General features: G+C 67.9%; 21 protein-coding genes and 1 pseudogene. 11 read left to right on the plus strand and 11 right to left on the minus strand.

Annotation, left to right across the window (positions count from 1 at the left end; all coding sequences use genetic code 11):
* Positions 1-196: 196 nt before the first annotated feature.
* Positions 197-658 carry a pyridoxamine 5'-phosphate oxidase family protein gene (locus ON20_RS13065; RefSeq protein ID WP_157228827.1) on the minus strand — a complete coding sequence of 154 codons (462 nt, stop codon included), beginning with the start codon at positions 656-658 and terminating at the stop codon, positions 197-199.
* Positions 659-1,232: 574 nt separating this feature from the next.
* Between ON20_RS13065 and ON20_RS13070 the strand changes: the two genes are divergently transcribed.
* From ON20_RS13070 to ON20_RS13080, 3 genes are all read left to right on the plus strand, one after another.
* Positions 1,233-2,138 (plus strand): Sco1979 family transcriptional regulator, encoded by a 906-nt coding sequence (locus tag ON20_RS13070; protein WP_040835622.1) that lies wholly within the window; start codon positions 1,233-1,235, stop codon positions 2,136-2,138.
* Positions 2,139-2,494: 356 nt separating this feature from the next.
* On the plus strand, positions 2,495-3,856 hold the full coding sequence (locus ON20_RS13075) for a M20/M25/M40 family metallo-hydrolase (RefSeq protein ID WP_051162368.1): 1,362 nt from the start codon (positions 2,495-2,497) through the stop codon (positions 3,854-3,856).
* A 22-nt stretch (positions 3,857-3,878) separates the two neighbouring features.
* Positions 3,879-4,406 (plus strand): YbhB/YbcL family Raf kinase inhibitor-like protein, encoded by a 528-nt coding sequence (locus ON20_RS13080; protein WP_040835624.1) that lies wholly within the window; start codon positions 3,879-3,881, stop codon positions 4,404-4,406.
* A gap of 117 nt (positions 4,407-4,523) precedes the next feature.
* Here the strand turns inward: ON20_RS13080 and ON20_RS13085 are convergent.
* From ON20_RS13085 to ON20_RS13095, 3 genes and pseudogenes are all read right to left on the minus strand, one after another.
* A pseudogene (locus ON20_RS13085) lies at positions 4,524-6,355 on the minus strand (AMP-dependent synthetase/ligase).
* A gap of 159 nt (positions 6,356-6,514) precedes the next feature.
* Positions 6,515-7,171, minus strand: coding sequence for a GTP cyclohydrolase II (locus ON20_RS13090; RefSeq protein WP_051162370.1), 657 nt, complete (start codon positions 7,169-7,171; stop codon positions 6,515-6,517).
* Positions 7,168-8,664 carry a PfkB family carbohydrate kinase gene (locus tag ON20_RS13095; RefSeq protein WP_040835625.1) on the minus strand — a complete coding sequence of 499 codons (1,497 nt, stop codon included), beginning with the start codon at positions 8,662-8,664 and terminating at the stop codon, positions 7,168-7,170. The genes ON20_RS13090 and ON20_RS13095 overlap by 4 nt, the downstream gene beginning before the upstream one ends.
* Before the next feature lie 351 nt (positions 8,665-9,015).
* Between ON20_RS13095 and ON20_RS13100 the strand changes: the two genes are divergently transcribed.
* On the plus strand, positions 9,016-9,351 hold the full coding sequence (locus ON20_RS13100) for a hypothetical protein (protein ID WP_174361884.1): 336 nt from the start codon (positions 9,016-9,018) through the stop codon (positions 9,349-9,351).
* Between the two features lie 24 nt (positions 9,352-9,375).
* On the opposite strand, the gene ON20_RS13105 is transcribed toward ON20_RS13100, so the two are convergent.
* From ON20_RS13105 to ON20_RS13115, 3 genes are read right to left on the minus strand one after another with little or no spacing between them, the layout of a single operon-like run.
* Complete coding sequence (locus ON20_RS13105) at positions 9,376-10,470, minus strand: quinone-dependent dihydroorotate dehydrogenase (protein WP_040835688.1); 1,095 nt, start codon at positions 10,468-10,470, stop codon at positions 9,376-9,378.
* Positions 10,471-10,472: 2 nt separating this feature from the next.
* The gene (locus tag ON20_RS13110; RefSeq protein WP_040835627.1) at positions 10,473-10,724 is read right to left on the minus strand and encodes a DUF5703 family protein; all 252 of its coding nucleotides are present in this window, start codon (positions 10,722-10,724) and stop codon (positions 10,473-10,475) included.
* On the minus strand, positions 10,724-11,743 hold the full coding sequence (locus ON20_RS13115) for a YncE family protein (protein WP_040835628.1): 1,020 nt from the start codon (positions 11,741-11,743) through the stop codon (positions 10,724-10,726). The genes ON20_RS13110 and ON20_RS13115 overlap by 1 nt, the downstream gene beginning before the upstream one ends.
* A 158-nt stretch (positions 11,744-11,901) precedes the next feature.
* Between ON20_RS13115 and ON20_RS13120 the strand changes: the two genes are divergently transcribed.
* The 4 genes from ON20_RS13120 to ON20_RS36365 all read left to right on the plus strand — a co-directional run bounded on the left by ON20_RS13120 (position 11,902) and on the right by ON20_RS36365 (position 15,604).
* Complete coding sequence (locus ON20_RS13120; protein ID WP_040835629.1) at positions 11,902-12,249, plus strand: hypothetical protein; 348 nt, start codon at positions 11,902-11,904, stop codon at positions 12,247-12,249.
* A gap of 15 nt (positions 12,250-12,264) precedes the next feature.
* The gene (locus tag ON20_RS13125; protein ID WP_051162372.1) at positions 12,265-12,828 is read left to right on the plus strand and encodes a WKL family lipoprotein; all 564 of its coding nucleotides are present in this window, start codon (positions 12,265-12,267) and stop codon (positions 12,826-12,828) included.
* A gap of 17 nt (positions 12,829-12,845) precedes the next feature.
* Positions 12,846-15,074: an MMPL family transporter gene (locus tag ON20_RS13130; protein WP_083864893.1), complete on the plus strand. Its 2,229-nt coding sequence runs from the start codon at positions 12,846-12,848 to the stop codon at positions 15,072-15,074.
* Positions 15,075-15,178: 104 nt separating this feature from the next.
* Positions 15,179-15,604, plus strand: coding sequence for a nuclear transport factor 2 family protein (locus ON20_RS36365; RefSeq protein ID WP_157228828.1), 426 nt, complete (start codon positions 15,179-15,181; stop codon positions 15,602-15,604).
* Here the strand turns inward: ON20_RS36365 and ON20_RS13140 are convergent.
* The 4 genes from ON20_RS13140 to ON20_RS13155 are packed head-to-tail and all read right to left on the minus strand — an operon-like array spanning position 15,584 to position 19,634.
* Positions 15,584-16,513: a heme ABC transporter ATP-binding protein gene (locus ON20_RS13140; RefSeq protein WP_083864894.1), complete on the minus strand. Its 930-nt coding sequence runs from the start codon at positions 16,511-16,513 to the stop codon at positions 15,584-15,586. The two genes, ON20_RS36365 and ON20_RS13140, sit on opposite strands and share 21 nt — an antisense overlap.
* A complete protein-coding gene (locus tag ON20_RS13145; protein ID WP_040835631.1) occupies positions 16,510-17,583 on the minus strand; it encodes a FecCD family ABC transporter permease in 1,074 nt (357 codons plus the stop codon). Before ON20_RS13145 ends, ON20_RS13140 begins: the two co-directional genes overlap by 4 nt.
* The gene (locus tag ON20_RS13150; RefSeq protein WP_040835632.1) at positions 17,580-18,617 is read right to left on the minus strand and encodes a heme/hemin ABC transporter substrate-binding protein; all 1,038 of its coding nucleotides are present in this window, start codon (positions 18,615-18,617) and stop codon (positions 17,580-17,582) included. Before ON20_RS13150 ends, ON20_RS13145 begins: the two co-directional genes overlap by 4 nt.
* 45 nt (positions 18,618-18,662) lie before the next feature.
* Complete coding sequence (locus ON20_RS13155) at positions 18,663-19,634, minus strand: aldo/keto reductase (protein ID WP_040835634.1); 972 nt, start codon at positions 19,632-19,634, stop codon at positions 18,663-18,665.
* A 282-nt stretch (positions 19,635-19,916) separates the two neighbouring features.
* Here ON20_RS13155 and ON20_RS13160 point away from each other — a divergent pair, with 282 nt between their 5' ends.
* The 3 genes from ON20_RS13160 to ON20_RS13170 all read left to right on the plus strand — a co-directional run bounded on the left by ON20_RS13160 (position 19,917) and on the right by ON20_RS13170 (position 22,308).
* The gene (locus ON20_RS13160; RefSeq protein WP_040835635.1) at positions 19,917-20,852 is read left to right on the plus strand and encodes an undecaprenyl-diphosphate phosphatase; all 936 of its coding nucleotides are present in this window, start codon (positions 19,917-19,919) and stop codon (positions 20,850-20,852) included.
* A gap of 16 nt (positions 20,853-20,868) precedes the next feature.
* Positions 20,869-21,570 carry a histidine phosphatase family protein gene (locus ON20_RS13165; RefSeq protein WP_040835637.1) on the plus strand — a complete coding sequence of 234 codons (702 nt, stop codon included), beginning with the start codon at positions 20,869-20,871 and terminating at the stop codon, positions 21,568-21,570.
* Positions 21,571-21,723: 153 nt separating this feature from the next.
* A complete protein-coding gene (locus ON20_RS13170; protein WP_040835691.1) occupies positions 21,724-22,308 on the plus strand; it encodes a DUF3090 domain-containing protein in 585 nt (194 codons plus the stop codon).
* Position 22,309: the final 1 nt, after the last annotated feature.

Genomic DNA, 22,309 nt, shown 5'->3' on the forward strand with positions numbered 1-22,309 from the left:
GTTGGACTCTCTACCTGCCCCTATCGTGAGCTCGGTCCAGGGAACGGAACCGGTCCCGGCCGTTGGCGAGTTATCCGTTGGGTCACAATGCGTTTCGGCCGGAAGGCCGAAACACGACCGCGGGGTACCCACGCCGACTGCCGGACGAACCGGTGCCTTCGCGGATACCCCGATGAAGGTCGTAGCTCGAGAATACTCATGAAGCGGGTACGCGCTGGAAGATCCTGCCGGGCAGCCAGCCGTTCCCCACGTGCGTCACCCGCCACCAGTCGATGTCCAGCACGAGGGCTTCCACCGACGTGGCCAGGAACGGTTCGACCTGAGGTTCTTTGCGCCGCAGCACATCGAAGGTTTCCTTGCGCTCGCTCGCCTCCCGCACGGTCACGGTGCCCAGTCCCTGGGCGAACGGGTCCAGGAAGCCGCCGGAGACGATATTGACTCCCACATTGGGGTTGGCCCGCAGCTGTTCGAGAGTGCGACCTCGGTTCTCCAGGATGAGGGTGAGCCGGAACGGATCATCGTCCAACTGGGCGAAGAACGCGTTCGAACACCAGTTGAGCCCATCCTTGGATGTGGCGAGGCTGATCGTGGTGTTGGTGAGGATCGCGGTCAGTTTGTCACGAACTTCGGCATCGGCCGGGGCTCCATCGGTGGTCAACGGGGTCTCCATTCGGTCGTTTGTTCCACGGTTTGCGCCCGACGTCGCAGAGCGCGAGACGTTTCGTCGGGGCACTGAATGCGGTGGACGAAGCCGGTTGTTCGGTTCCGCAAGGCCGGGTGTGACCGACTCCGGACCGTCGAAGCGCTGCGTGCTCGCGACGCGAGTTCGCCACCGGTTACCCTCGAGTGCGTGGTCGTGGACGCGGGCGGTACCGGGTACTGTCGGATCCACCCCTTGAGTGCAATGCTCTCGTCCGCAGTCATGCCTGGTCGTCTCCACTGTTCGGCTGCGGGTCCGTGCCGCGCCACACGCTTCTCGACGTGGGCGAGTCTACGCAAACGGGGTACTTTCGCGTGCGCGAACTGAAAGAAGATGTGCATAAGTGGCCCTGTATGATTCGGGTTCGATACCCGTGGTGAAGGAGTCTCGTGCACCTGCATCCCGATACTCATCAACCCCGGGTTGCCGGTATTCATATGGGTGAACGAGTAGGATCCCAGCCGGCGCGGCGCGGTCCGTCACGAGCGGGTATCGCGTGGTGTAGCACAGCCCGAACTGGCAGAGGCGGTCCATGACCACAGAGCACGACCCCAGTGACCCTCCGGACCCGGAGGTGGTTGAACGCGGTCCCACGGTGCTGCGTATTGCCCTCGGCAGCAGGTTGCGAGGGCTCCGGGAAGGCTGCGGTATCACCCGGGAGGCCGCCGGCGAGCACATCCGCGGATCTCACGCAAAGATCAGCCGTCTCGAACTCGGCCGGACCGGCTTCAAGGAACGCGACCTGTGCGACCTGCTGGACCTGTATGGGGTCAAGGACGAGGACAAGCGCGCGGTCTACCTGGAACTGATGAAGAGGGCCAACGATCCGGGCTGGTGGCAGCCCTTCAACGATCTGCTGCCCTCCTGGTTCGAGACCTATCTCGGTCTCGAGCAGGCCGCTACCACGATCCGCACCTATGAAGCGCAGTTCATACCCGGCCTACTGCAGACCCGGGACTATGCTCGGTCGGTGATCAGGCTCGGCAACGAGGGCGAGACCGACCGCCGGGTCCAGATGCGTATGCGGCGGCAGGAGATCCTGACCCGTAACACGGCTCCCACCCTGTGGGCGGTGGTGGATGAGAACGCCCTGCGCCGGCCGGTAGGCGGATGGGGCGTTCTCGCCGACCAGATCGAACATCTCCTCCAGGTGTCGGAGCGGCCCAATGTGAAGATCCAGGTGCTCCCGTACGAGGTCGGTGGCCATCCCGCGGCCGGTGGTTCGTTCAGTATCCTCCGATTCCCAGAGCCGGAGCTGTCCGACATGGTCTATATGGAACAGTTGACCAGCTCGCTGTATCTGGACAAGAAGCACGAAGTCGAGCTGTACATGACCGTTATGAACAAACTCAGCGTGACGGCTCTTACGCCGGTGGAAAGCCGTAACTTCCTGCGGAAGTGTCTGGCGAAGGCGCGTAGTGGCGAGAGCGACGACTGAGTGGTCTGCCGTAGCGGGTTCGAGAAGGTGTGAGACGCCGTTTCGCGCGGTCGCCTTCCGGGGGTGTCGTGAGCAGGGGAGTGGCCTGCCGGGAAGCCGTGAGTGGACGCCCTCGCTCGCCGGGGCGGGGAGTGAGGGCGAACCGGTCGCCTGGTGAGGTAAGGGGAGAGCGAAGGACGGAGGACGGTCGAATTCCTCGCAGAGTTCGCCCGGTTCGGCACATTGCGGAGTAGGATCCGCTATAAAATAAATAATCTTACGTAGATATGCGCATCTAACTATTAAATATCCCCACCCAACAAACTCACCTCCACAGCCAATCGGCAAAAACACACAAGGATGGTAGGAAAGGGAGCGTGTCCGATACTGGCGATGTCTCCGGTCCGAGCAAACGTTCCCGTGCGGTCTCCGAAGTGGTCGATCTGGTCAGTACGCTGATCCGATTCGATACTTCCAATACCGGTGATCCGGCCACCACCAAGGCGGAACGTGAGTGTGCCGAATGGGTTGCGCGGCAGCTGGAGGATGCCGGATACCACACCGAGTATGTGGAATCGGGTGCGCCGGGACGCGGCAATGTCTTCGTCCGACTCCCGGGTGCAGATTCCACCCGTGGGGCACTGTTGGTGCACGGCCATCTGGATGTGGTGCCGGCGCAGGCGCAGGACTGGAGCGTGCACCCGTTTTCGGGCGCGGTGCGCGACGGTTATGTGTGGGGACGCGGCGCGGTCGATATGAAGGACATGGTGGGGATGATGCTGGCGCTGGCGCGCCAGTTCAAGATCGAGGGCACGGTACCGCCGCGGGATCTGGTGTTCGCGTTCCTGGCCGACGAGGAGAACGGCGGGAAATGGGGGTCGCACTGGTTGGTGGACAATCGGCCGGAACTCTTCGACGGCGTCACCGAGGCGGTGGGTGAGGTGGGTGGTTTCTCGCTCACGGTGCCCCATCGGAACGGCGGGGAGCGACGACTGTATCTGGTGGAGACCGCAGAGAAGGGGCTGGGCTGGATGCGGTTGCGGGCCAAGGCCCGCGCGGGACACGGGTCGTTCTTGCACGAGGACAACGCAGTGACCATTCTGGCGAGCGCGGTAGCTCGTTTGGGGACCCATACGTTCCCACTGGTGGTGTCGGATTCGGTGGCGGAGTTTCTGGCGGCCGTGGCCGAGGAGACCGGGCTGGCGTTCGATCCCGATGCTTCCGATATCGATGGGGCACTGGCGAAATTGGGCTCGATTTCCCGGATTGTCGGGGCCACTCTGCGCGATACGGCCAATCCCACCATGTTGGATGCGGGGTACAAGGCGAATGTGATACCGCAGACCGCGGAGGCGGTGGTGGACTGTCGGGTGCTGCCGGGACGGCAGGCGGCGTTCGAGCGGGAGGTGGACGAGCTCATCGGTCCGGATGTGGAGCGGGAATGGATCACCAAGCTCGATTCATATGCGACGACATTCGACGGGCATCTGGTGGACGCGATGAACGCGGCGATCCTGGCCCACGATCCGCAGGGCCGTACGGTGCCCTACATGCTGTCCGGTGGTACGGATGCGAAGGCATTCGCGCGGTTGGGGATCCGTTGTTTCGGTTTCGCGCCGTTGCGGTTACCACCGGAGTTGGATTTCGCGGCGCTGTTTCACGGTGTCGATGAGCGGGTGCCGGTGGATGCGCTCGAATTCGGCACGAATGTCATGGAACATTTCCTGTTGCACAGCTGATCCGATTCGAAACGAGGAGTTCATGAGCTACAACCCGTATGACGCTCTGCCGCAGCTACCGTCGTTCACCCTCACCTCCGAGGATGTGACCGATGGTCGGTCGTTGGGCAACGACCAGGTCAGCGGCATCCTGGGTGCGGGCGGTAAAGATGTCTCACCGCAGCTGAGCTGGTCGGGTTTCCCGGCGGAGACGAAGAGCTTCGCGGTGACGATGTACGACCCGGATGCGCCGACGGCGTCGGGTTTCTGGCATTGGGCGGTGGCCGATGTTCCGGTCTCGGTGACATCGTTGGCGGCCGGTGCGGGCAGTGCGGGCGGTTCGTTGCCGGCGGGCGCGGTGACGTTGCGCAACGACGCCGGGCGGCCCGGATATGTCGGGGCGGCGCCGCCGGCGGGTCATGGTCCGCACCGGTATTTCGTTGTTGTCCACGCGGTGGGCGTGGAATCGTTGGGTATTCCCGCCGAGGCCACGCCGGCGTTCCTCGGCTTCAATCTGTTCCAGCATGCCGTGGCGCGGGCGACGTTGGTGGGCACCTACGAGCAGAAGTAGGGGTCCTCGGCGGTATCGACAGCGTGGCCCCTGGGCGTAATGCTCCAGGGGCCACGGTTTTTCGTGCAGGTCTGTTGTTGTCGAGGCGGTGGGCCGAGGGATGGCGCCGGGGGTCGGTCAGTGGGAGGTGTCGATGACACTTTCGGTGGGTGGGTCGGTGTAGAGTCCGTCGATCTCGGCGGCGTATTTGTGCGAGATGGGGACGCGGCGTAGTGACATCTTCGGGGTGAGCTCGTCGCCGCCGGGTTCCCAAATCGTGTCGACGATTCGGAACCGTTTGATCTGTTCGACTCGGGACAGTTTGGTGTTGCCGGCCTGGACGGCGCTGCGGACTTCGTCGATGATGCGAGGGTGGCGGGCGAGTTCGGCGATTCCGGCGTCGGTGGCGCCGAGTTCCTTGGCTCGGACGGCGGCGATATCGGGGTCGAGCATGATCAGCGCGGTGATGTAGGGTTTGGCCTCGCCGATGGCGACCGCCTGTCCGATGAGTGAGGATACGGCTTTGACCGCGTTCTCGATATTGCTGGGCGCGATGTTCTTACCGGATTCGTTGATGATGAGTTCTTTTTTGCGGTCGATGATGCGCAGGTAGCCGTCGTCGTCGAGGGCGCCGATATCGCCGGTGCGCAGCCAGTTCTCGGTGTCGATGGATTCGGCGGTCTGGTCGGGCATGCGTCGGTAGCCGTGGGTGACGACGGGTCCGCGGACGAGTACTTCGCCGTCGTCGGCGAGTTTCGGTTCCAGTCCGTCGATGGGGCGGCCGACGGAGCCGGGGCGGGGTTTGTCGAGTTCGGTGTAGGTGGCGACGCCGGTGGTTTCGGACATGCCCCAGACTTCGGTGACGCAGAAGCCGAGTCCGAGGAAGAATTCGAGTGCTTCGGGTGGGATAGGTGCCGCGCCGGAGGAGGCGACGCGCAGCCGGTCGAGGCCCAGGGCGGCGCGCAGTGTGGACAGGACGAGGGTTTCGGCGATCGGGTGCTGGAGGGCGAGCAGCGGGCTGCGGCCTTTTCCGGAGAGGTCTGCGCGGGCGGCGGCGGCGCCTGTGCGGATGGCCCAGTGGGCGAGGGTTTTTTGGCGCCGTTTTCGGTGGAGATTCGGGTTTCGATGCCGGCTTTGATCTTCTGCCAGACGCGGGGCACGCCGAAGAAGGTGGTGGGGCGGGCGTCGGGGAGCGCGGCGGCGATTTCGCGGGGGTCGGGCACGGTGGTGATCTGGATGCCGGTGACGAGGTTGATGGCGTGGCCGGAGATGCGGTCGGCGACGTGTGCGGCGGGCAGGTAGGACACGGTGCGGTCGTCGATGCCGACCGGCATGGGACCGTTGGTGAGGGCGATGATCTGGGCGAGGATGTTGCGGTGGGTGACTTCGACGCCTTTGGATGGGCCGGTGGTGCCGGAGGTGTAGATGAGGGTGGCGAGGTCGTCGGGTTTCACGGCCTGCCAGGTGGTGTCGAAGTCGAAGTCGGGTGCGGGGTTGTTCTCGAGGTCGGCCATGGTGATGGCGTCGGTGGCGGGGCCGTCGATGACGATGAGGTATTCGATGGTCGCGCCGGAGCGGGTGATGCGGTCGCGGAACTGTTGTTCGGTGATGACGACCTTGTTGGCGGCATTGGTGAAGGTGTGGGCGATTTGTTCGGGGGAGTTGGTGTTGTACACCGAGAAGGGGGTGGCGCCCAGGTGTAGTGCGGCGGTGTCGAGGAGGTTGAATTCGGGTCGGTTGGTGAGCATGACGCCGATGGTGTCGCCGTGTCGCACGCCGAGTGCGGCGAGTCCGGCGGCGAGGGTGCGTACCCGTTGGGCGTATTCGCGCCAGGTGATCTCCTGGGTGCCGCCGACCGTGCGGAGGGCGACCTGGTCGGGTCGCAGGGTGATGGTCTGTTGGAAGGCGGCGGGCACGGTGGTGACGGTTGTGCCGGTTGCGTGCGGGTAGGCGATTTCAGTTGTGGTCATGTCCGTTCCCGATGTGCTGTCCGGGCCGCGTGGCCGTTCCCGTTCGGGAGGGCTGTGGGCGGTCGACGGTGCCTCGCCGCATGGAGTGACGTGGCTCGCTCATGGTAGGGAAGGGAATGTGTGTGAGTCGGGTATCGGTGAGACTGTTGTCGAATGGGTTCAGGGCGGGTCTGCGGTGAGGGCCGGGGGCGGTGTGCGGCGCGGTGGGCCCATTGTGTCGAGGGTGGGGAGCAGGTGGCCGCGGCGTAGGCGTTTGGCGGTGAGGTATTCGGCGGCGCGGTCGCTGAGTGGTGGGGTGAGCAGTGGGATCCGGGTGACGGTGATGCCGGAGTGTTCGAGTTGTTCGATTTTGTCCGGGTTGTTGGTGAGTAGTCGTACGGCGGTGAGGCCGAGTTCGCGCAGGCCGGCGGCGGCGTGTTTGTAGCTGCGGTCGTCGGCGGGGTAGCCGAGGCGTTCGTAGCTGAGGAAGGTGTCGGCGCCGGTGCGCTCGCTTTCGTGGTAGCCCTGTGCTTTGGCGAGGAGGCCGGCGCCGCGGCCTTCTTGTTCGAGGTAGATCAGGATTCCGGCGCCGGCGTCCTGGATGAGGTCGAGGGAGGTGGTGAGTTCGGGTCCGCAGTCGCAGTCCTGGGAGCCGAGTGCTTCCCCGTAGAGGCAGCGGGAGTGGATGCGGACCAGGCAGTTGTTCTCGGGTTCGCCGAAGACGAGGACGTGTCCGTAGCGGGGTCCGCCGTGGACTTCTAGTACGCGGACTGGGATCTCGCGGCCGTTGCGGATGAATCGGTGCACGGTGTCGCCATGGGACGCCGCTGTGCTCAATGCTCCTCCGAAGCGAGTCTGATGATCCTGTCGACATCACTGGCCTGCGGCATTGCTCCGGGGACGTCCCCGAACGACTGGGTCGCGACCATTGCGGCCGTCGCCCAGGCGAAGTCCTGTTCGTCGGCGGGGTGGCGCGATGATAGCAGACGATACGCCAGTGCGGCGGAGAATGCAGCTCGAGCGCCCGGGGAGTCGGTGAGTACGGCCGGGAAGCGGGGAATGTCGAGGTCGAGTCGGTCGGAGCGGACGGTGCAGGCGAAGTCGTCGGTGACGCAGACGGTTTTGACGCCGAGGGTGCGCAGTTGTTGGGCGATATGTGCGCCGGAGGTGGCGGCGATCTCGGGGATCATGGCGTCCAGTTCCCAGGTGGCGCCGGTGAGGTAGTCGACGGCGCCGAGGTATCGGTAGAGGGTTTGGGGTGCGGTGACGGGGGGTGCGGGATGGACGATGAGCAGTGGTGGGTTGTGTAGGGCGCGCACGGTGGCCATGATGTGTTCGATCACTGGTAGGGGGTGTTCGAAGGTGAGCAGGACGGCGTCGGTGTTGGTGATGGCGGTGCGGGCGTCGGGTCCGGTGAGGTCGTGTTCGCCGAGTTGGATGCGGTCGTCGGTGCAGCCGATGGTGCTGGTGACGCCGGTGGGGGTGATCATGAGGGCGGTGACGGGTGTGGTGGCGTGGCGGACGATTTTGACGAGGCCGGTGTCGATGTTTTCGGCGCGGAGGTAGTCGAGGATGCGGTGGCCGGCTTCGTCGTCGCCGACGGCGGTGACGAAGCGGACGTCGAGGCCGAGTCGGGCGGCGGCGACGGCGCGGTTGAGTCCTTTGCCTCCGGGGTGTCGGGTGAAGCCGCCGCGGGTGGAGGTGCCGGGTTCGGGGATGTGGTCGACGCGGTAGATGTGGTCGATGACGGCGTGGCCGACGACGGTGAGGGTGCCGGTGGCGGGGCCGGCGTCGGTGGTTTGCGGGGTGAGCGGGTGGGCGAGGGTGGGGTGTTCGGGGATGCCGTGGGTGGTGTCGGCGGCGAGGAGGGCGGCGAGTGCGGTGAAGGCGCGGCGTTCGGGGGTGGCGCGTAGGGAGCGGACGGTGGGTGCGGGTGGGATGCGTTCGGCGCCGGCGATTTCGTGTAGCCGCTGCCACTGGGTGGTGAGGTATTCCCGTCGTTCGCCGAGGTCTTGGGCGTAGAGGCGGTTGAGGTCGATATCGGCTGGGGCGTTTTCGCGCAGGAGCCCGAGGGCGAGTTCGGCGTCGGTGACGATGCGGTGGGTGACGGGGAGGTGGCGGGCGAGTTCGGTGATGACGGAGGGGACGGCGTCGTAGGGGTCGATGCCGGTGCGGCGGGCGTGGCTGCGGACGGCGGGGAGGTCGAGGAGGGGGCCGACGTCGATTTCGGTGGTGCGGAGTCGTTCGGGGCTGAGGCCGGAGCGTTTGCACAGTCGGGTGAGGATGTTGCGGACGGCGACCATGGCTGTCGTGTCCTGGTGGGGGATCATCTCACCTGCTTTCTGCGCTGGTTGGGTCGCGAATGTGGTTTACGCCCGGTAGTTTCGGCAATTACCATAGTGCAACGGCAAATGACATTCGGCATTCCCGGCAAATGACACGCGGGGATGGCGTTTACCGCTCGCCAGATGACCGGGAGGGGCCTGTGACGATCTTCGAGCCGATGTTTCGCGGTCACTGCACATACACCTCCGCCGACCGGCCCGGAACCGATCCGGATGCGTCCCGAGCCGGGGCGCTGTAGCGCCCACGAAGCCCCCATCCGCTCCGCACGATGGCAGCGATGCCAGGCCGGCCGATCCCGGCTCGGCATCGGTGCCGGAGTTCGTCAGGAGGCAGCTGTGACCATCTACATCACCGACTGGTTCATGACCAGCGATATCACCCCCGAAACGGCTGGTCGTTCGTTCAGCGATCCGAGTGAATGGCGGCTGAGCTGGCTGCCGGAGCGGAGTATGTCGTTCGCGCAGGCCCATGCCGGTATGGAACTGGACGAGATCGTCAGCGATCCGGCATCGGTCTACGACCGGGTAGCGTTGGCCCGCGCGGTGGAATGCGCGGATGTCCTCGGCATTCTGTGGGAGCAGGCTGTGGTGCGGCTCTACAAGCGGATGATGACCCGGAATCCGGCCGAGACCGGTACCGACCACCACGTGCCGCCGTATGTGGCGGGTTGACCGGCCCGTCGGTGCCGGTGGTCGTTACATTCCCGGGCTCGGTTGCCGGTCGGTGTGCCCAGCGCCGACCGCGTCGGCAAGGCTGCGGTAGCCGCCGGCGCGCAGTCGTTCGGCGATACCGCGGTGCAGGTGTTTCATCCACAGCGGACCGCCGTAGATGAAGCCGGTGTAGCCCTGTAGTAGGGAGGCGCCTGCCAGGATCCGCTCCCACGCCTGGTCGACGGTTTCGATACCGCCGACGGAGACCAGGACCAGCCGGCCACCGACACGCGCGTACAACCGGCGCAGCACCTCGAGGGACCACTGCGCGAGCGGGGGTCCGGACAGTCCGCCGGCACCGATCTCGGCCACGACGGTGGGATCGGTGCGCAGGCCGTCGCGGCCGACGGTGGTGTTGGTGGCGACGATTCCGGCCAGTCCCATCTCGACGGCGAGGTCGGCGACCGCGTCGATATCCTCGTTGGACAGGTCGGGTGCGATTTTCACCAGGACGGGCACGTCGACGCTGTCGAGGACGGCCCGGAGCACCGGTCGCAGCGCCTGCACCGCCTGCAGGTCGCGCAGACCGGGGGTGTTGGGGGAGCTGACGTTGACGACGACGAAATCTGCGAGCGGCCCGAGCAGCCGGGCACTGGCGGAGTAGTCGTCGGCCGCAGCGGCGGCATCGACGACCTTGGTTTTGCCGATATTGGCGCCGATGGGGACGGTATGGGTGCGGCGGGCCCGCAGCCGGGCGGCGGCCGCGGCGGCGCCGTCGTTGTTGAAACCCATCCGGTTGATCAGGGCCCGGTCGGCGGGGAGCCGGAACAGCCGCGGGGTCGGGTTGCCGGGTTGGGCCTGGGCGGTGACGGTGCCGACTTCGGCGAACCCGAATCCGAGCGCGCCCCATGTGTCGACACCGGAGGCGTTCTTGTCGAACCCGGCGGCCAAGCCGACAGGGGCGGGGAACTCGACACCGAAGACGGTGGTGTGCAGGATCTCGTCGTCGGTGGCGAGGAATCGCCGGAGCACGGCGCGGGTGGGCGCGAAGGCGGTGGCGGCGCGCATGAGGGCGAAGGCGAGATGGTGGATGCGCTCCGGGGGGAGCAAAAACATCGTCCGCAGGAGTAGCCGGTACAGCATCATAGCTCCGTGGCGTGCCCGTTCGGGCTGGTCAGGCTGTTTTTGCGACGTCGCAGCAGGACGCGTCGGCTGCCGTCGGTGTAGGCGCGGACGCGGGATAATTCCCAGCCGCCGAACTCGGCCTGAATGGACAGTCGCATGGAGGCGGTGACCCGGGTGACGTCCGGGGGCAGCCGCAGCGGTATGTACTCGTAGTCGTCGCTGCTGGTGTCCCAGCCGGCCGGGAGTGCCGTCCGCGAGCTCGCTGCCATCACTGCCCTCTCTTCCGCTCGTCCGCACGGATCCGCTGCAGGCCGTACCCGGCCGCGGAGCCGACGAACAGGTCGCCGGTGGCGTCGTCGACGGTCACCGAGGTCGGTTGCCCGACGGTGGGGAAACGTCCCACCTGTTCCGGTATACCCGTCGACAGGTCGTAGCCGACGACTTCGTTGCTCTTTGTGCACGTCACCCACACGGTGTCCGACCGTCGGTCGTAGGCGAGTGCGTAAGGCGACGATCCTACCGGGTACCGCTGGCGGAGGACGAGTGGCTCGGTGGTGAACACCAGGAGCTGGCCGCCGTCGGGGTCGGTGACGATGACCCGTCCGAACGGGTCGTCGATGATCTGCGCGGCACCGTCGCCGGCGCGCAGCGTCAGGCCGGGGCGCTGTTCGGTGGGGTCGATCTCGATGACGGCGGTCTGGCGGCGGTCGAGCACGGCCACGGTGTCGCCGGTGACTGCGATACCGTCGGCGGAGACCAACCCGCGCACGGTGTGCCGGATCCGACCGTCGGGGTCGAGGACGAGCACGGTGCCGTCGGCGAGGCCCGCGACGAGGCTGCCGTCGGGGCGGGCGCGGACCGCGCGTACATCGCCGTCGACGGGGATTTCGGTAATGGTGTGCTCGGCGGCGGCGATGCGCAGGATTCGTCCGGGGGCGGCGGCGAGGATTTCGCCGGGGCGTCCCGGTGCGATGGCGGCGGCCGGGGCGGGCAGCCGGGTCCGGTGTGTGGCGGGGGGCTCGGTCGCGGGATCCAGGACGGTCAGGGTGTCGCCGGTGGGGTCGAGGGCGGCCAGGGTTGCGGTGCCGGGTTCGCTGACCAACGCCGTGATCGGTGCGGCGACCGGGTAGACGTGCCCGGCCGGGGGGACGGTCGCGGGGGCGAGCGCGGGTGTGGCCGGTTCCCGGGTGGGTGCATCGGGGCCGTTGTCACCGGTGGAACAGCCTGCGAGCAGGACGATGGCGGCCGTGACCGCCAGATGGGCCGCAATCCCGCCTCGTGGCCGCATGTACCGCTCCCTCTGTCGACGACCTCCGCTGTGTCCGTTCATCTGACCATGTCGCCGGTGGAGCGCGGTCGGAGGGTGGTACAGGCGTGGCGGGGTGGCGGTGTCGGGCCGGGGCGCTACGGTACGAACCGGACAGTGTCGAAGGTCAGGAGTTCCGGATGTGTGCAGACCATGGTTCGGGATTTTCCGTCGACGATGTGACCACCGGTCCGTTCGCGCACGGATTCGGCAAGACCGAGGACGGGCGGCCGTTCGCGTTCCGCACGGTGCGGTCGACGCTGCTGTTGGAGATCTATCGCGCGGATCTGGACACCGATGTCCCGGCGCCGGAGGATGTGGTGGCGGTGGCCGAGGCACGGGTGACCGATATCGACCTCGACGACGCACGCAGTGTGGTGGCGTTGGTGCGGGATCTGGTGTCGGTCGCCGCGCCGGTGTCGAGCGGTCACAGTGTGCCTACGGTGCGGGCTCTGCTGGCCCGGATAGGGTCGGCCTACCGTAAGTGATGGAATGTAGCTGTGATGCGCAGCATATCTGTTCTCCGTCCGTGGCGTGGCGGTCGGGTCGGGGTGACGGCAGCTCTGCTTGCCGCCGCGGTCATGGTGACCGCGGCGACGGGTTGCGGTTCCGGCGTGGATGAGGATGCGGTGGCCGCGGCCCGCTCGTCGGCGCGGGCGGCGTTGTCGGCGTCGGCGGCGGCCACGTCGAGCGCGTTGGCGGCGCGGCGGGTTCCGACGGCGGCCGATTTGGATGCGCAGATCAAAAAGGCCCTGGATCCAGCGCTGCCGGATAGGGAGCGCACCGCGCTGATCGAGGACGGTGAGGCGTTCCGGGACGCGATCCCGGACATGTACAAGGCGTTGCGGGACAATCCGCATGCCGTGTACGGGGTGACCGAGCCGGTGTTCGACAATCACGACGGCACGGTGACCGCGACACTGCGCCTGGACAAGGACGGCACCGGGACGGCGGTTCGCACCACCGTGGTGCATTTCGTGTTCGGCGACGGCCGCTGGAAGCTGTCCCGCACGGATCTGTGCGGGATCCTGCGGGCCGCCGACTATCGCACGGCCGCCTGCGGATAGCCCTCGGATAGTCGCCCATGGTCGCATCGCTGTCGTACCGGTGGGGTCGTTTCGTGTACCGGTACCGGGTTGTGGTGCTGGTGGTGTTCCTGCTCGCGGTGGCCTGTTCGGGGCTGTTCGGCCGCGATCTGTCGGGGCGGATGAGCCAGGAAGGCTGGTTCGACGAGTCGAGTGAGTCGGTGGCGGCGTCGAAGCTGGCCGATGCCACGTTCGGCCGCGACACCGACAGCGATGTGGTGGTGCTCTACACCGTCCCACCGGGTCGCACCGTCGCCGATCCGCAGGTGCGGGAGGCGGTGACCGCGCAGTTGCGGGGGTTGTTGCAGCGGTATCCCGACCGGGTGCTGAAGATCGACAGCTATTGGGACAGCGGGTTGTCGGGGCAGTTCGCCGACGACACTCTCACCCACGCGTTCGCCAGTATCGGGTTGCGCGGTGAGGGCAGCGCCACCGTCGAGAACTATCTGGCGGTAAAGGCGGAGCTCGGTGTGGGCGGTCCCGGTGTCGGTCCGGGCGGTACCACGGTGCAGTTGGCGGGGTTGCAGCCGGTGGTGGAGGGCATCAATACCGGGATGCAGCAGGATATCCGCCGCGCCGAGGTGATCGCGTTGCCGCTGGTGGCGATCCTGCTGTATTTCGTGTTCGGCGGGGTGGTGGCGGCGCTGTTGCCGGTGGTGGTCGGCGGGATGACGATTCTCGGTAGCCAGGGCATCATGCGGTTGCTCACCGACCATATCGAGGTCAATGTGTTCGCCAGTGCCGTGGTGACATTGGTGAGTCTGGGTTTGGCGATCGACTACGGGTTGTTCACGGTGACCCGGTTCCGGGAGGAACTGGCCGCGGGCCGTGATGTGGCGGAGGCGACCGCCCGCACCGTGGCCACCTCCGGACGGACGGTGTTGTTCTCGGCGGCGATCATCGTGGTCAGTCTCGGTGCGTTGCTGATCTACCCGAACGGGGTGTTGCGGTCGGTGCCCTACGGCGGTATCAGTTCGGTGCTGTTGGCGGCGCTGCTGTCGGTGACCGCGCTGCCGGCGATGTTGGCGATCATCGGGACACGGATCGATCTGTGGGGGTGGCGGCGGTTGGCCCGCGCGAAAACCGTCGCCGAGATCGATCGCGGTTTCTTCTCCCGGCTGGCGGTGCGGGCGATGGCGCGGCCGTGGCTGACGATCGTGCCGATCGTGGTGGCATTGTCGGTGTTGATCGTGCCGTTCCGGCATATCGAGTTCGGGGGGTTGAGCGAACGCTATCTGGCCGCCGACAATCCGGCCCGGGTGGCGCAGGAGCGGTTCGACGAACTGTTCCCCGGTTTCCGCACCGAACCGTTGAAACTGGTGGTGGTGGGCGCGGATTCGGCGCAGCTGAGCGAGATTCGGTTCCAGGCCAACCACGCTCCCGGTCTGACCGGGCCGTTCGAACCGGCCGCTCCCACCCGGGACGGGATCAATGTGCTGTCGGTGGGGCTGGTGGACGAGCGGGCGGCCGATACCGCGATCGCCGTGCTGCGGTCGATCGAGGAACCCGATGGGGTGCAGATCATGGTGGCCGGGGTGCCGGCGCTGGAACGCGACAGTATCCACGGTCTCATCGACGGTCTGCCGGTGTTGGCGGCGGTCTTGATCGCCGCGGCGCTGGGGTTGATGTTTCTGGCGTTCCGGTCGTGGGTGTTGGCGGTGAAGGCGGTGGCCATGTCGGCGTTGAGCCTGGCCGCCACGCTCGGCGTCCTGACCTGGATCTTCGTCGAGGGGCACGGAGCCGAGCTGTTCGAGTTCACGCCGGGACCGTTGATGTTTGCGGTGCTGGTGTTGATCGTGACGGTGCTGTTCGGGTTGTCCACCGATTACGAGGTGTTCCTGCTGTCGCGGGTGGTGGAGGCGCGGGCCGGCGGCGCGGATCCGCCGGAGGCGATCCGCTACGGGGTCGCCCACACCGGTGGGGTGATCACGTCGGCGGCGGCGATCCTGATCGTGGTGACGGGCGCGTTCGGGTTCTCCGATCTGGTGTTGATGAAATACATCGCCTACGGCATGATCGCGGCTCTCGTCCTGGACGCCACCGTGGTCCGGATGTTGCTCACTCCGGCGGTGCTGAAACTGGTGTGGCGCCCGGATCGGCGCCGTGGACGTGGCGCTGCCGGACTCAGCGGTCCATCGCAGGGGGGCCGGCCCGAACCGTTGCCCGCGAATCGGATGAGCAAGTCCGAAGCCCAGGTCGGTGAACGTGGGCAATCATCGGCCGGGTGATCGGAGCGCCGGGCGTGGTCGGTGTGGGACGCGGCGTCCATCGTGAGGGGCGGTGCCGGGTTTCAATAGTGGCGTAGGCCGTCGAAGACGACGGTGAAGACGCGGTGCCGTTGGGTCGGGGTGGCGGCGGTGGATCGGGTGGCTGTGAACGCACCCTCGAGTACTCGCATGAGGTCGTCGATTCGAAATCCCTTCGTGATTCCCGGTATGCGACCCGCCTGGTCGGCCGCGAGGCGATCAGGGAGCATCTCACGCAGCGCTGGTCCGGCTTGTCCGGGATCGAAGTACACGAGATCCATCCCCGGGTGTACGAGACCACCGACCCCGAGGTGGTACTCGTGGAGAACGAGGTGGATATGAGTCACCCCGATGCCGGACGAGCGCGAGTTCGCACCTCCGTCAATGTCATTCGAATCCGGGACGGCAAGGTTGTGCTGTTCCGCGATTACATGGACACGGCGCGGTTCGCGCGCCTGGCCGCGAGTCGATCGGTGGGCAGAGGGCGCCGGTCACCGGTCGCGGGCGGGTAATACCAGTTGGGCGCCGGTGCGCGGGTGATCGAAGACCTCCACCGGATACCGGTACACCTGGGACAGCAGGTCGTCGGTGAGCACGGTGCGCGGGGTCCCGTCCGCGACGAGACGTCCGTCGTCGAATACTGCGACCCGGTCGGCGTAGGCGGCGGCCAGGCCGAGATCGTGCAGGACGACGACCACGGCGGCGCCCGCGGTGGCCCGCTCGGCGGCCAGGGTGAGCACCGCCTCCTGGTGGGCGAGGTCGAGGGCGGCGGTGGGCTCGTCCAACAGCAGGGTGGTGGTGTCCTGGGCGAGGACCCGCGCCAGCGCCACCCGGGCGCGTTCCCCACCGGACAGGCTGGGGAAGGCCCGGTCGGCGAGGTGTTCGACGTCGGCGGCGGTCATGGCGGCGGCGATCAGTTCGGCGTCGCGGTCGTGGCGCGTGGTGCGCTGCCAGGGGGTGCGGCCCATGGCGACCACCTCGGCGGCGGTGAACGGGAATCCGACGGTGTGGGTCTGCGGTAGCACCGCGCGCCGGCGCGCCATATCGACCGGGGTCCACTGCGTGACCGGCCGGCCGTCGAGTTCCACGACACCGGTGCCGGGTTCCAGTTCTCCCGCCAATACCGCGAGCAGGGTGGATTTACCGGCGCCGTTCGGGCCGACCAGCGCGACCACGTCCCCGGCGCGGATCTCGATATCGATAGCGTCGAGGACTCGTCGGGGGCCCGCGCCGCCGCCGTGCCGGTCCAGGCTCACCGCCCGGGCCCGCATGGTCACCGTGCCGCGGTCGGGGATTTCCGGCAGGTCGTGGGTGCGGGAGAACAGTCCGGTGAGCCGGTCGCGCACGGTTTTCCCACGGTGGGTGCGGGGTGCGCCCGGACGGTCGCCTACGGCGACCGTCTCCGGGTGCCGGCCGTTCATGCCCAGCCTCCGGAGCGGGCGCGCGTACGGCGCAGCAGCCAGAAGAAGAACGGGCCGCCGATCAGCGAGGTGAGCATGCCCAACGGCAGGTCGGCGTTGTCGACGAGGGATCGGGCGGCCACGTCGGCGGCGAGCAGCACCACCGCGCCGACGACGGCGCTCACCGGAATCAGCACCCGATGCCCCGGTCCGACCAGCATGCGCACCACATGCGGGACGATCAACCCCACGAACAGGATGATCCCGGTGAACGCCACCCCCGCGGTGGTGAGGACCGCGACGATCACGATGACGGTGCGGCGCAGCCGTTCCACATCCACCCCCAGATGCCGGGCGGCGGATTCGCCGAGCGCCAGCAGGTCCAGGCGCGGTGCGACCGCTACGGCGGCGGTGACCGCGCAGACGGTGAGGACGGCAACCACCGCGACCGTGTCCCAGTTGGCGCCGTTGAGGCTGCCGAGCTGCCAGAACACGATCTGGTCGCGGGCGGCGGGGGAGGCGATGAACAGCAGGAACGCGATCAGCCCGCCGGCGAACGCGTTGATCGCGACACCGGTCAACACCAGCGTCACCACCTCGGTGCGTCCGCCGGAGCGGGACAGCAGATACACCAGAGCGGTGGTGGCGAGCCCGGCGACGAACGCGGCCGCGGCCACCGACCAGGCGGCGACGAACGCACCGCCGACCACGATAATGGTGCCTGCGCCGACCGCCGCCCCGGACGACACCCCGATCACGCCGGGTTCGGCGAGCGGATTGGCGAACACCCCCTGCAGCAGGGCGCCCGCCGTGGCGAGGGCGGCGCCGACCAGGATCGCCAGCAGCACCCGCGGGAACCGCACCTCCCACAGCGCGACGTCCCCGGACGGGTGTGCGGGCAGCGGACCCCAGTCCAGGCCGATCCGGTGCGCGACACTGCCGGCCACCTCGGCGGGAGTGGTCGGCACCTGCCCGATCGCCGCCGACGCCACCGCCAGGGCGAGCAGGGCGGCGACCGCGACCGCGAAGGTGACCGCGGCGCGGGAGCGGCGCCGCGGCGACCGGGTGGGTGCGGGTTCGGTGACGGTCATGCGCCGGATCTGCCGTAGACGGCTTCGCTGAGCGCGGAGATCACCCGGCCGGTATTGGGGCCGAAGCTGAGCAGCACCGCGTCGGACATGTCGACGATGCGGTGGTTCTTCCCGGCGGGGGTCTGCGCTATCCCGGGGATTCGGGAGATTCCGTCGACGCCGCCGACGGAATCCAGCCCGTCGGTCATCACCAGCAGCACGTCGGGGGCGGCGGAGATCATCGCTTCGCTGGTGATGGCGGTGAACGGTTCGGTGAGGCCGGCGGCGGTGCCGGCGTCGCGGGCGCCGAGCGCGGTGATGAGCGCGTCTGCGCCGGAGCCGGGTCCGGCGAGCATGGTGATCGCGGTGGACCGCAGGTAGAGGAACGCGATGGTCAGCGGCGGGTTCTGCGCCGGTACGGCGTCGGAGGCGGTGGTGATCTCGGTGCGGGTGCGGTCGGCGAGCTGTTTGCCGCGGTCGGGGACGCCGAGGGCGGCGGCGACGGCTTCGATCTGCGGCACCACACCGTCCATGGTGCGTTCGGGGTCGAAGTAGACGACGGTGACGCCGGTGGCGCGCAGCTGTTCCCGGACGGCGGGGGTGGCGCTGGTGGTGTCGGTGAGGAACACGGTGGGACGCAGCGCGAGGATGGATTCCACGTTCAGGGATCCGTTGCCGCCGGTGACGTTCGGCAGGTCCCGCACAGCGGGGAAGGCGGCGGAGGTGCTGCGGCCCACCAGGTTGTCGCCCAGGCCCAGCGCCCACACGGTTTGGGCGAGGGTGCCATAGCGATCGGCGGCGATGATGCGACGTGTGTCGGTGACGGTGACATCGGTGCCGTCGAAGGAGCGCACGGTCGCCGGCAGGGCCGGGGTGGGTGGCGGGCCGATCGGCACCGGGTCGAGGTCGGCGAGCCGGGCGGTGGTAGGGCCGTGCTGTCCGGTGGCGTCGGCCGGTTCCGCGCCGCCGCAGCCGGTGGCGAGTATCAGTACACCGCAGACGAGAGCCACCAGCATCGCCCGTGCCCATCCGGATCGGACACCGTCACACCTCATGCAGGCAAGGCTAACCAATGGCCGGCGAAGGTTCCGGCGGGCGGGTCATAGGGTGGAGCTCACATCGTCGAGGGCGGCGGCGATGGCGCGCGGCAGTTCCAGGGTTTCGGCGGCGAGGATCCCGGTCAGCTGCCCCATATCGCGGGCGCCGACGAACATGCTCGCCACGCCGGGCCGGTCCCGCACCCAGGCGAGGGCGACGGCCAGGGGGGAGGTGGCCAAGCCGTCGGCGGCGGTGACGAGCGCGTCGACCACCCGGGTGGCGCGGTCGTCGTCGAGGCGGCCGTGGATGTCGGCGGCGGTGGCGTCGGCGCCGAGGGAGTCGGCGGGGACACCGTCGCGGTATTTGCCGGTGAGGATTCCACCGGCCAACGGTGCGGTGGCGATCACGCCGACTCCGTGGTGGGCGGCGGCGGGTACGACATCGTCCTCGGCGCCGCGCACCAGCAGCGAATACGGGGTGTGCACGGTGGTGAGGGGGGCGATGGCGGCGAGGCCGGCCATCTGCCAGGCGTTGTATCCGCGCACACCGGCGTAGCGGGTGCGTCCGGTGCGGACCGCGTGGTCGAGGGTGGCGGCGATCTCGTCGACGGGGGTGTGCGGGTCCCAGGCGGCGATCTGCCAGATGTCCAGATGGTCGGTGCCCAGTTCCAGCAGGGTGCGGTCCAGTTGTTGCAGCAGCATGCGTCGGGAGGTGTCCACGATCGGCCGCGCATGTTCCGGGCCGGGTGGTTCGCTGTTGCGCGGGACCAGGGGAAGATGCGGGACCAGACCGGCGTTGCCGGACAGGACGAGTTCGTCGCGGGAGACGAGGTCGCCGAGGAGGTCGGCGAGGATTCGTTGGGCGGCGCCGCCGCAGTAGGCGGGGGAGGTGTCGACCAGGGTTCCGCCGGCTTCGGCGAATGCCACCAACTGTTCGGCCGCGGATTCGGCGTCGGTGCGGCCGCCCCAGGTGTGGGTGGCCAACCCGATTCGCGATACCCGTAGTCCGCTGCGGCCGACGGTTCGCTGTTCCATCACCGTGTCCCCGTGTTCGGCTCGGTCCACCCATTCATCACGGCGACCAGCCTAGAACGTGGCGGGGCCGGCGCCGACGCGTCGCGTACCGCGCGCGTCGTGTCCGCGCGTGACGGGACCGGTCGATGCGGGCCGCGCCCGGGGCTGTCGGGGCGGTGGCGGCACGGTACTGTCGCTGCGATATTCGCGGTGTGACCGCCGCTGTCCGGTTTCCGGCGCCGGAATCCACGGCGAAGGCGGGCTTTCGGTGTCCAGTCAGGAGGATGTGTGGTAGGCGAGTCGATGACCTGGGTGCAGGCGCTGGTACTCGGATTGGTGCAGGGGCTCACGGAATTCCTGCCGGTGTCCTCATCGGGTCATCTGCGGATCGTGTCGGAGCTGTTCTTCGGTGCGGACGCGGGCGCGTCGTTCACCGCGGTCACCCAGTTGGGCACCGAGGCCGCGGTCCTGGTGTTCTTTGCCAAGGACATCGCCCGGATCGTCCGCGTGTGGTGTGCCACGGTGTATCACGAGGTGCTGACCCGTTTTCGCGAGCCGGTACCGATCACCGACCGGGTCACCACCAAATTGCCCGTCGTCACCGGGGATTCCTGGTCCCCGGACGGCCCCGATTCGGATGCCGGTCGGGAACTCGACTACCGCATCGGCTGGTATGTGATCATCGCCACAATACCGATCGGGGTATTGGGCCTGTTGTTCAAGGACCAGATCCGCACCGGGGCGCGGAATCTGTGGTTGGTGGCGATCGTGCTGATCGTTTTCGCGGTGGTGATCGCCGCCGCGGAACGTTTCGGGCCCAAACAGCGTCCGCTCGAGCAACTGACCAGCCGTGACGGCCTGATCATGGGTGTGGCGCAGTGCCTGGCGTTGATTCCGGGGGTGTCCCGGTCGGGGGCGACCTCCTCGGCGGGCCTGTTCTGCGGTCTGACCAGGGAGGCGGCGGTGCGTTTCTCGTTCCTGCTGGCGATTCCCGCGGTCACCGCGTCCGGGTTGTTCAGTCTGCCGGACGCCTTCGAACCGGCGGGGGCGGGATTGAACGCGTCCGGTCCGCAACTGCTGGTCGCCACGGTGCTGTCGTTCGTCGTCGGGTACGCGTCGGTGGCGTGGCTGCTGCGGTTCGTGGCCCAGCATTCGCTGTACTGGTTCGTCGGCTACCGCATCGTGTTGGGGTTCGTGGTGATCGGGCTGCTCGCCGGCGGAGTCATCAGCGCCACATGATCGCTACGCTGGCGCCATGACGGTCATCCTGCTGCGCCACGGCCTGTCCACGTCGAACACCGCCCGCACCCTGGCCGGCCGCAGCCAAGGAGTGGACCTCACCGATCACGGCAGGGAACAGGCGCGGGCGGTGGCGGCCCGGTTGGCGGGGCTGCCGGTCACCCGAATCGTGTCGTCCCCGCTGCTGCGCTGCCTGCGCACGGTGTCACCGTTGGCGGCGGACCTCGGGACGGAACCGGTGGTCGACGACCGGCTCGCCGAGGTCGACTACGGGGACTGGACCGGCCGTCCGCTGGCAGAGCTGGTGAACGAACCGCTGTGGAAGGTGGTGCAGCGGCACGCGTCGGGGGCGGTGTTCCCGGGTGGGGAAGGGTTGGCGCAGGTGCAGGCGCGGGCGGTGGCCGCGATCCGGGAACACGATCGGGCGTTGGCCGAGTTACATGACGGTGACCGGCTGTGGGTGGCGTGCACACACGGTGACGTCATCAAGGCGGTGCTGGCCGATGCGCTCGGTATCCACCTGGACGGTTTCCAGCGGATCGTGGTCGAACCCGCCTCGCTCAGCGTCGTCCGCTACACCCCGACCGCACCGTATGTGGCGCGGATGAACGATACGGGCGCGGACCTGTCGGCGTTGGCGCCGCCGGAACCGGCCGGGGACGGCTCGGCGGGCCCGGTGCCCGGCGGGGAGATCGGGGCGGGAAGGAAAGACGGATAATGAGACTGCCCCATACCGGGAATACTGCGTTACGAGTGGTCGGCGGCGGACGCCGGCGGTCGGCGACGTCGGACGGACCGGCATCGGGCTCGGGGTGCGCCCCGCCGGCGCGGACGTTCCGCCGCCGAACAGGTCACGTATCAGGAGGTGCATGTGTCACGAGCAATCCATGTATTCCGCACCCCCGAACGTTTCGTCGCCGGAACCGTCGGTGAGCCGGGCGATCGCGCGTTCTATCTGCAGGCGGTGGAAGAGCCCCGAGTGGTGACCGTGCTGTTGGAGAAACAACAGGTCAAGGTGCTCGCCGACCGGATGGGTCTGCTGTTGGACGAGGTGGCGCGCCGATTCGGCGCCCAGGTGCCGCCGCAGGCCGAACAGGTCAGCGACAACGCGCCGCTACTCACCCCGATCGACGCCGAGTTCCGGGTCGGCACCATGGGCCTGGGTTGGGACGCCGACGCGGGCGCGGTGGTGGTGGAACTGTTGGCGATCACCGACACCGAGGTCGACGAATCGGTGGTGCTCGACGACACCGAGGAAGGCCCGGACGCCGTGCGGGTGTTCCTCACCCCGGTGCAGGCGCGGGAGTTCGCGTTGCGCTCCTCGCGGGTGATCGCGGCGGGTCGGCCGCCGTGCCCGCTGTGCGGGGAACCGCTGTCGGCGAAGGGGCATATGTGTGTCCGCACCAACGGCTACAAGCGTGGTGAACTGTTCGGCGCCACCGATCTGGAGGAATGAT

Origin of the sequence: Nocardia brevicatena NBRC 12119 (assembly GCF_000308495.1) — a bacterium.
Lineage (GTDB): Bacteria > Actinomycetota > Actinomycetes > Mycobacteriales > Mycobacteriaceae > Nocardia > Nocardia brevicatena.

Bases quoted from the DNA above. Each gene is read 5' to 3' on its own strand.
- ON20_RS13150 (WP_040835632.1), bottom strand. From the start codon at position 18,617: ATGAGGTGTGACGGTGTCCGATCCGGATGGGCACGGGCGATGCTGGTG.
- ON20_RS13095 (WP_040835625.1), bottom strand. From the start codon at position 8,664: ATGATCCCCCACCAGGACACGACAGCCATGGTCGCCGTCCGCAACATC.
- ON20_RS13125 (WP_051162372.1), top strand. From the start codon at position 12,265: ATGCGCAGCATATCTGTTCTCCGTCCGTGGCGTGGCGGTCGGGTCGGG.
- ON20_RS13110 (WP_040835627.1), bottom strand. From the start codon at position 10,724: ATGGCAGCGAGCTCGCGGACGGCACTCCCGGCCGGCTGGGACACCAGC.
- ON20_RS13070 (WP_040835622.1), top strand. From the start codon at position 1,233: ATGACCACAGAGCACGACCCCAGTGACCCTCCGGACCCGGAGGTGGTT.
- ON20_RS13115 (WP_040835628.1), bottom strand. From the start codon at position 11,743: ATGCGGCCACGAGGCGGGATTGCGGCCCATCTGGCGGTCACGGCCGCC.
- ON20_RS13080 (WP_040835624.1), top strand. From the start codon at position 3,879: ATGAGCTACAACCCGTATGACGCTCTGCCGCAGCTACCGTCGTTCACC.
- ON20_RS13140 (WP_083864894.1), bottom strand. From the start codon at position 16,513: ATGAACGGCCGGCACCCGGAGACGGTCGCCGTAGGCGACCGTCCGGGC.
- ON20_RS13165 (WP_040835637.1), top strand. From the start codon at position 20,869: ATGACGGTCATCCTGCTGCGCCACGGCCTGTCCACGTCGAACACCGCC.
- ON20_RS13130 (WP_083864893.1), top strand. From the start codon at position 12,846: ATGGTCGCATCGCTGTCGTACCGGTGGGGTCGTTTCGTGTACCGGTAC.
- ON20_RS13160 (WP_040835635.1), top strand. From the start codon at position 19,917: ATGACCTGGGTGCAGGCGCTGGTACTCGGATTGGTGCAGGGGCTCACG.
- ON20_RS13145 (WP_040835631.1), bottom strand. From the start codon at position 17,583: ATGACCGTCACCGAACCCGCACCCACCCGGTCGCCGCGGCGCCGCTCC.
- ON20_RS13155 (WP_040835634.1), bottom strand. From the start codon at position 19,634: ATGGAACAGCGAACCGTCGGCCGCAGCGGACTACGGGTATCGCGAATC.
- ON20_RS13120 (WP_040835629.1), top strand. From the start codon at position 11,902: ATGTGTGCAGACCATGGTTCGGGATTTTCCGTCGACGATGTGACCACC.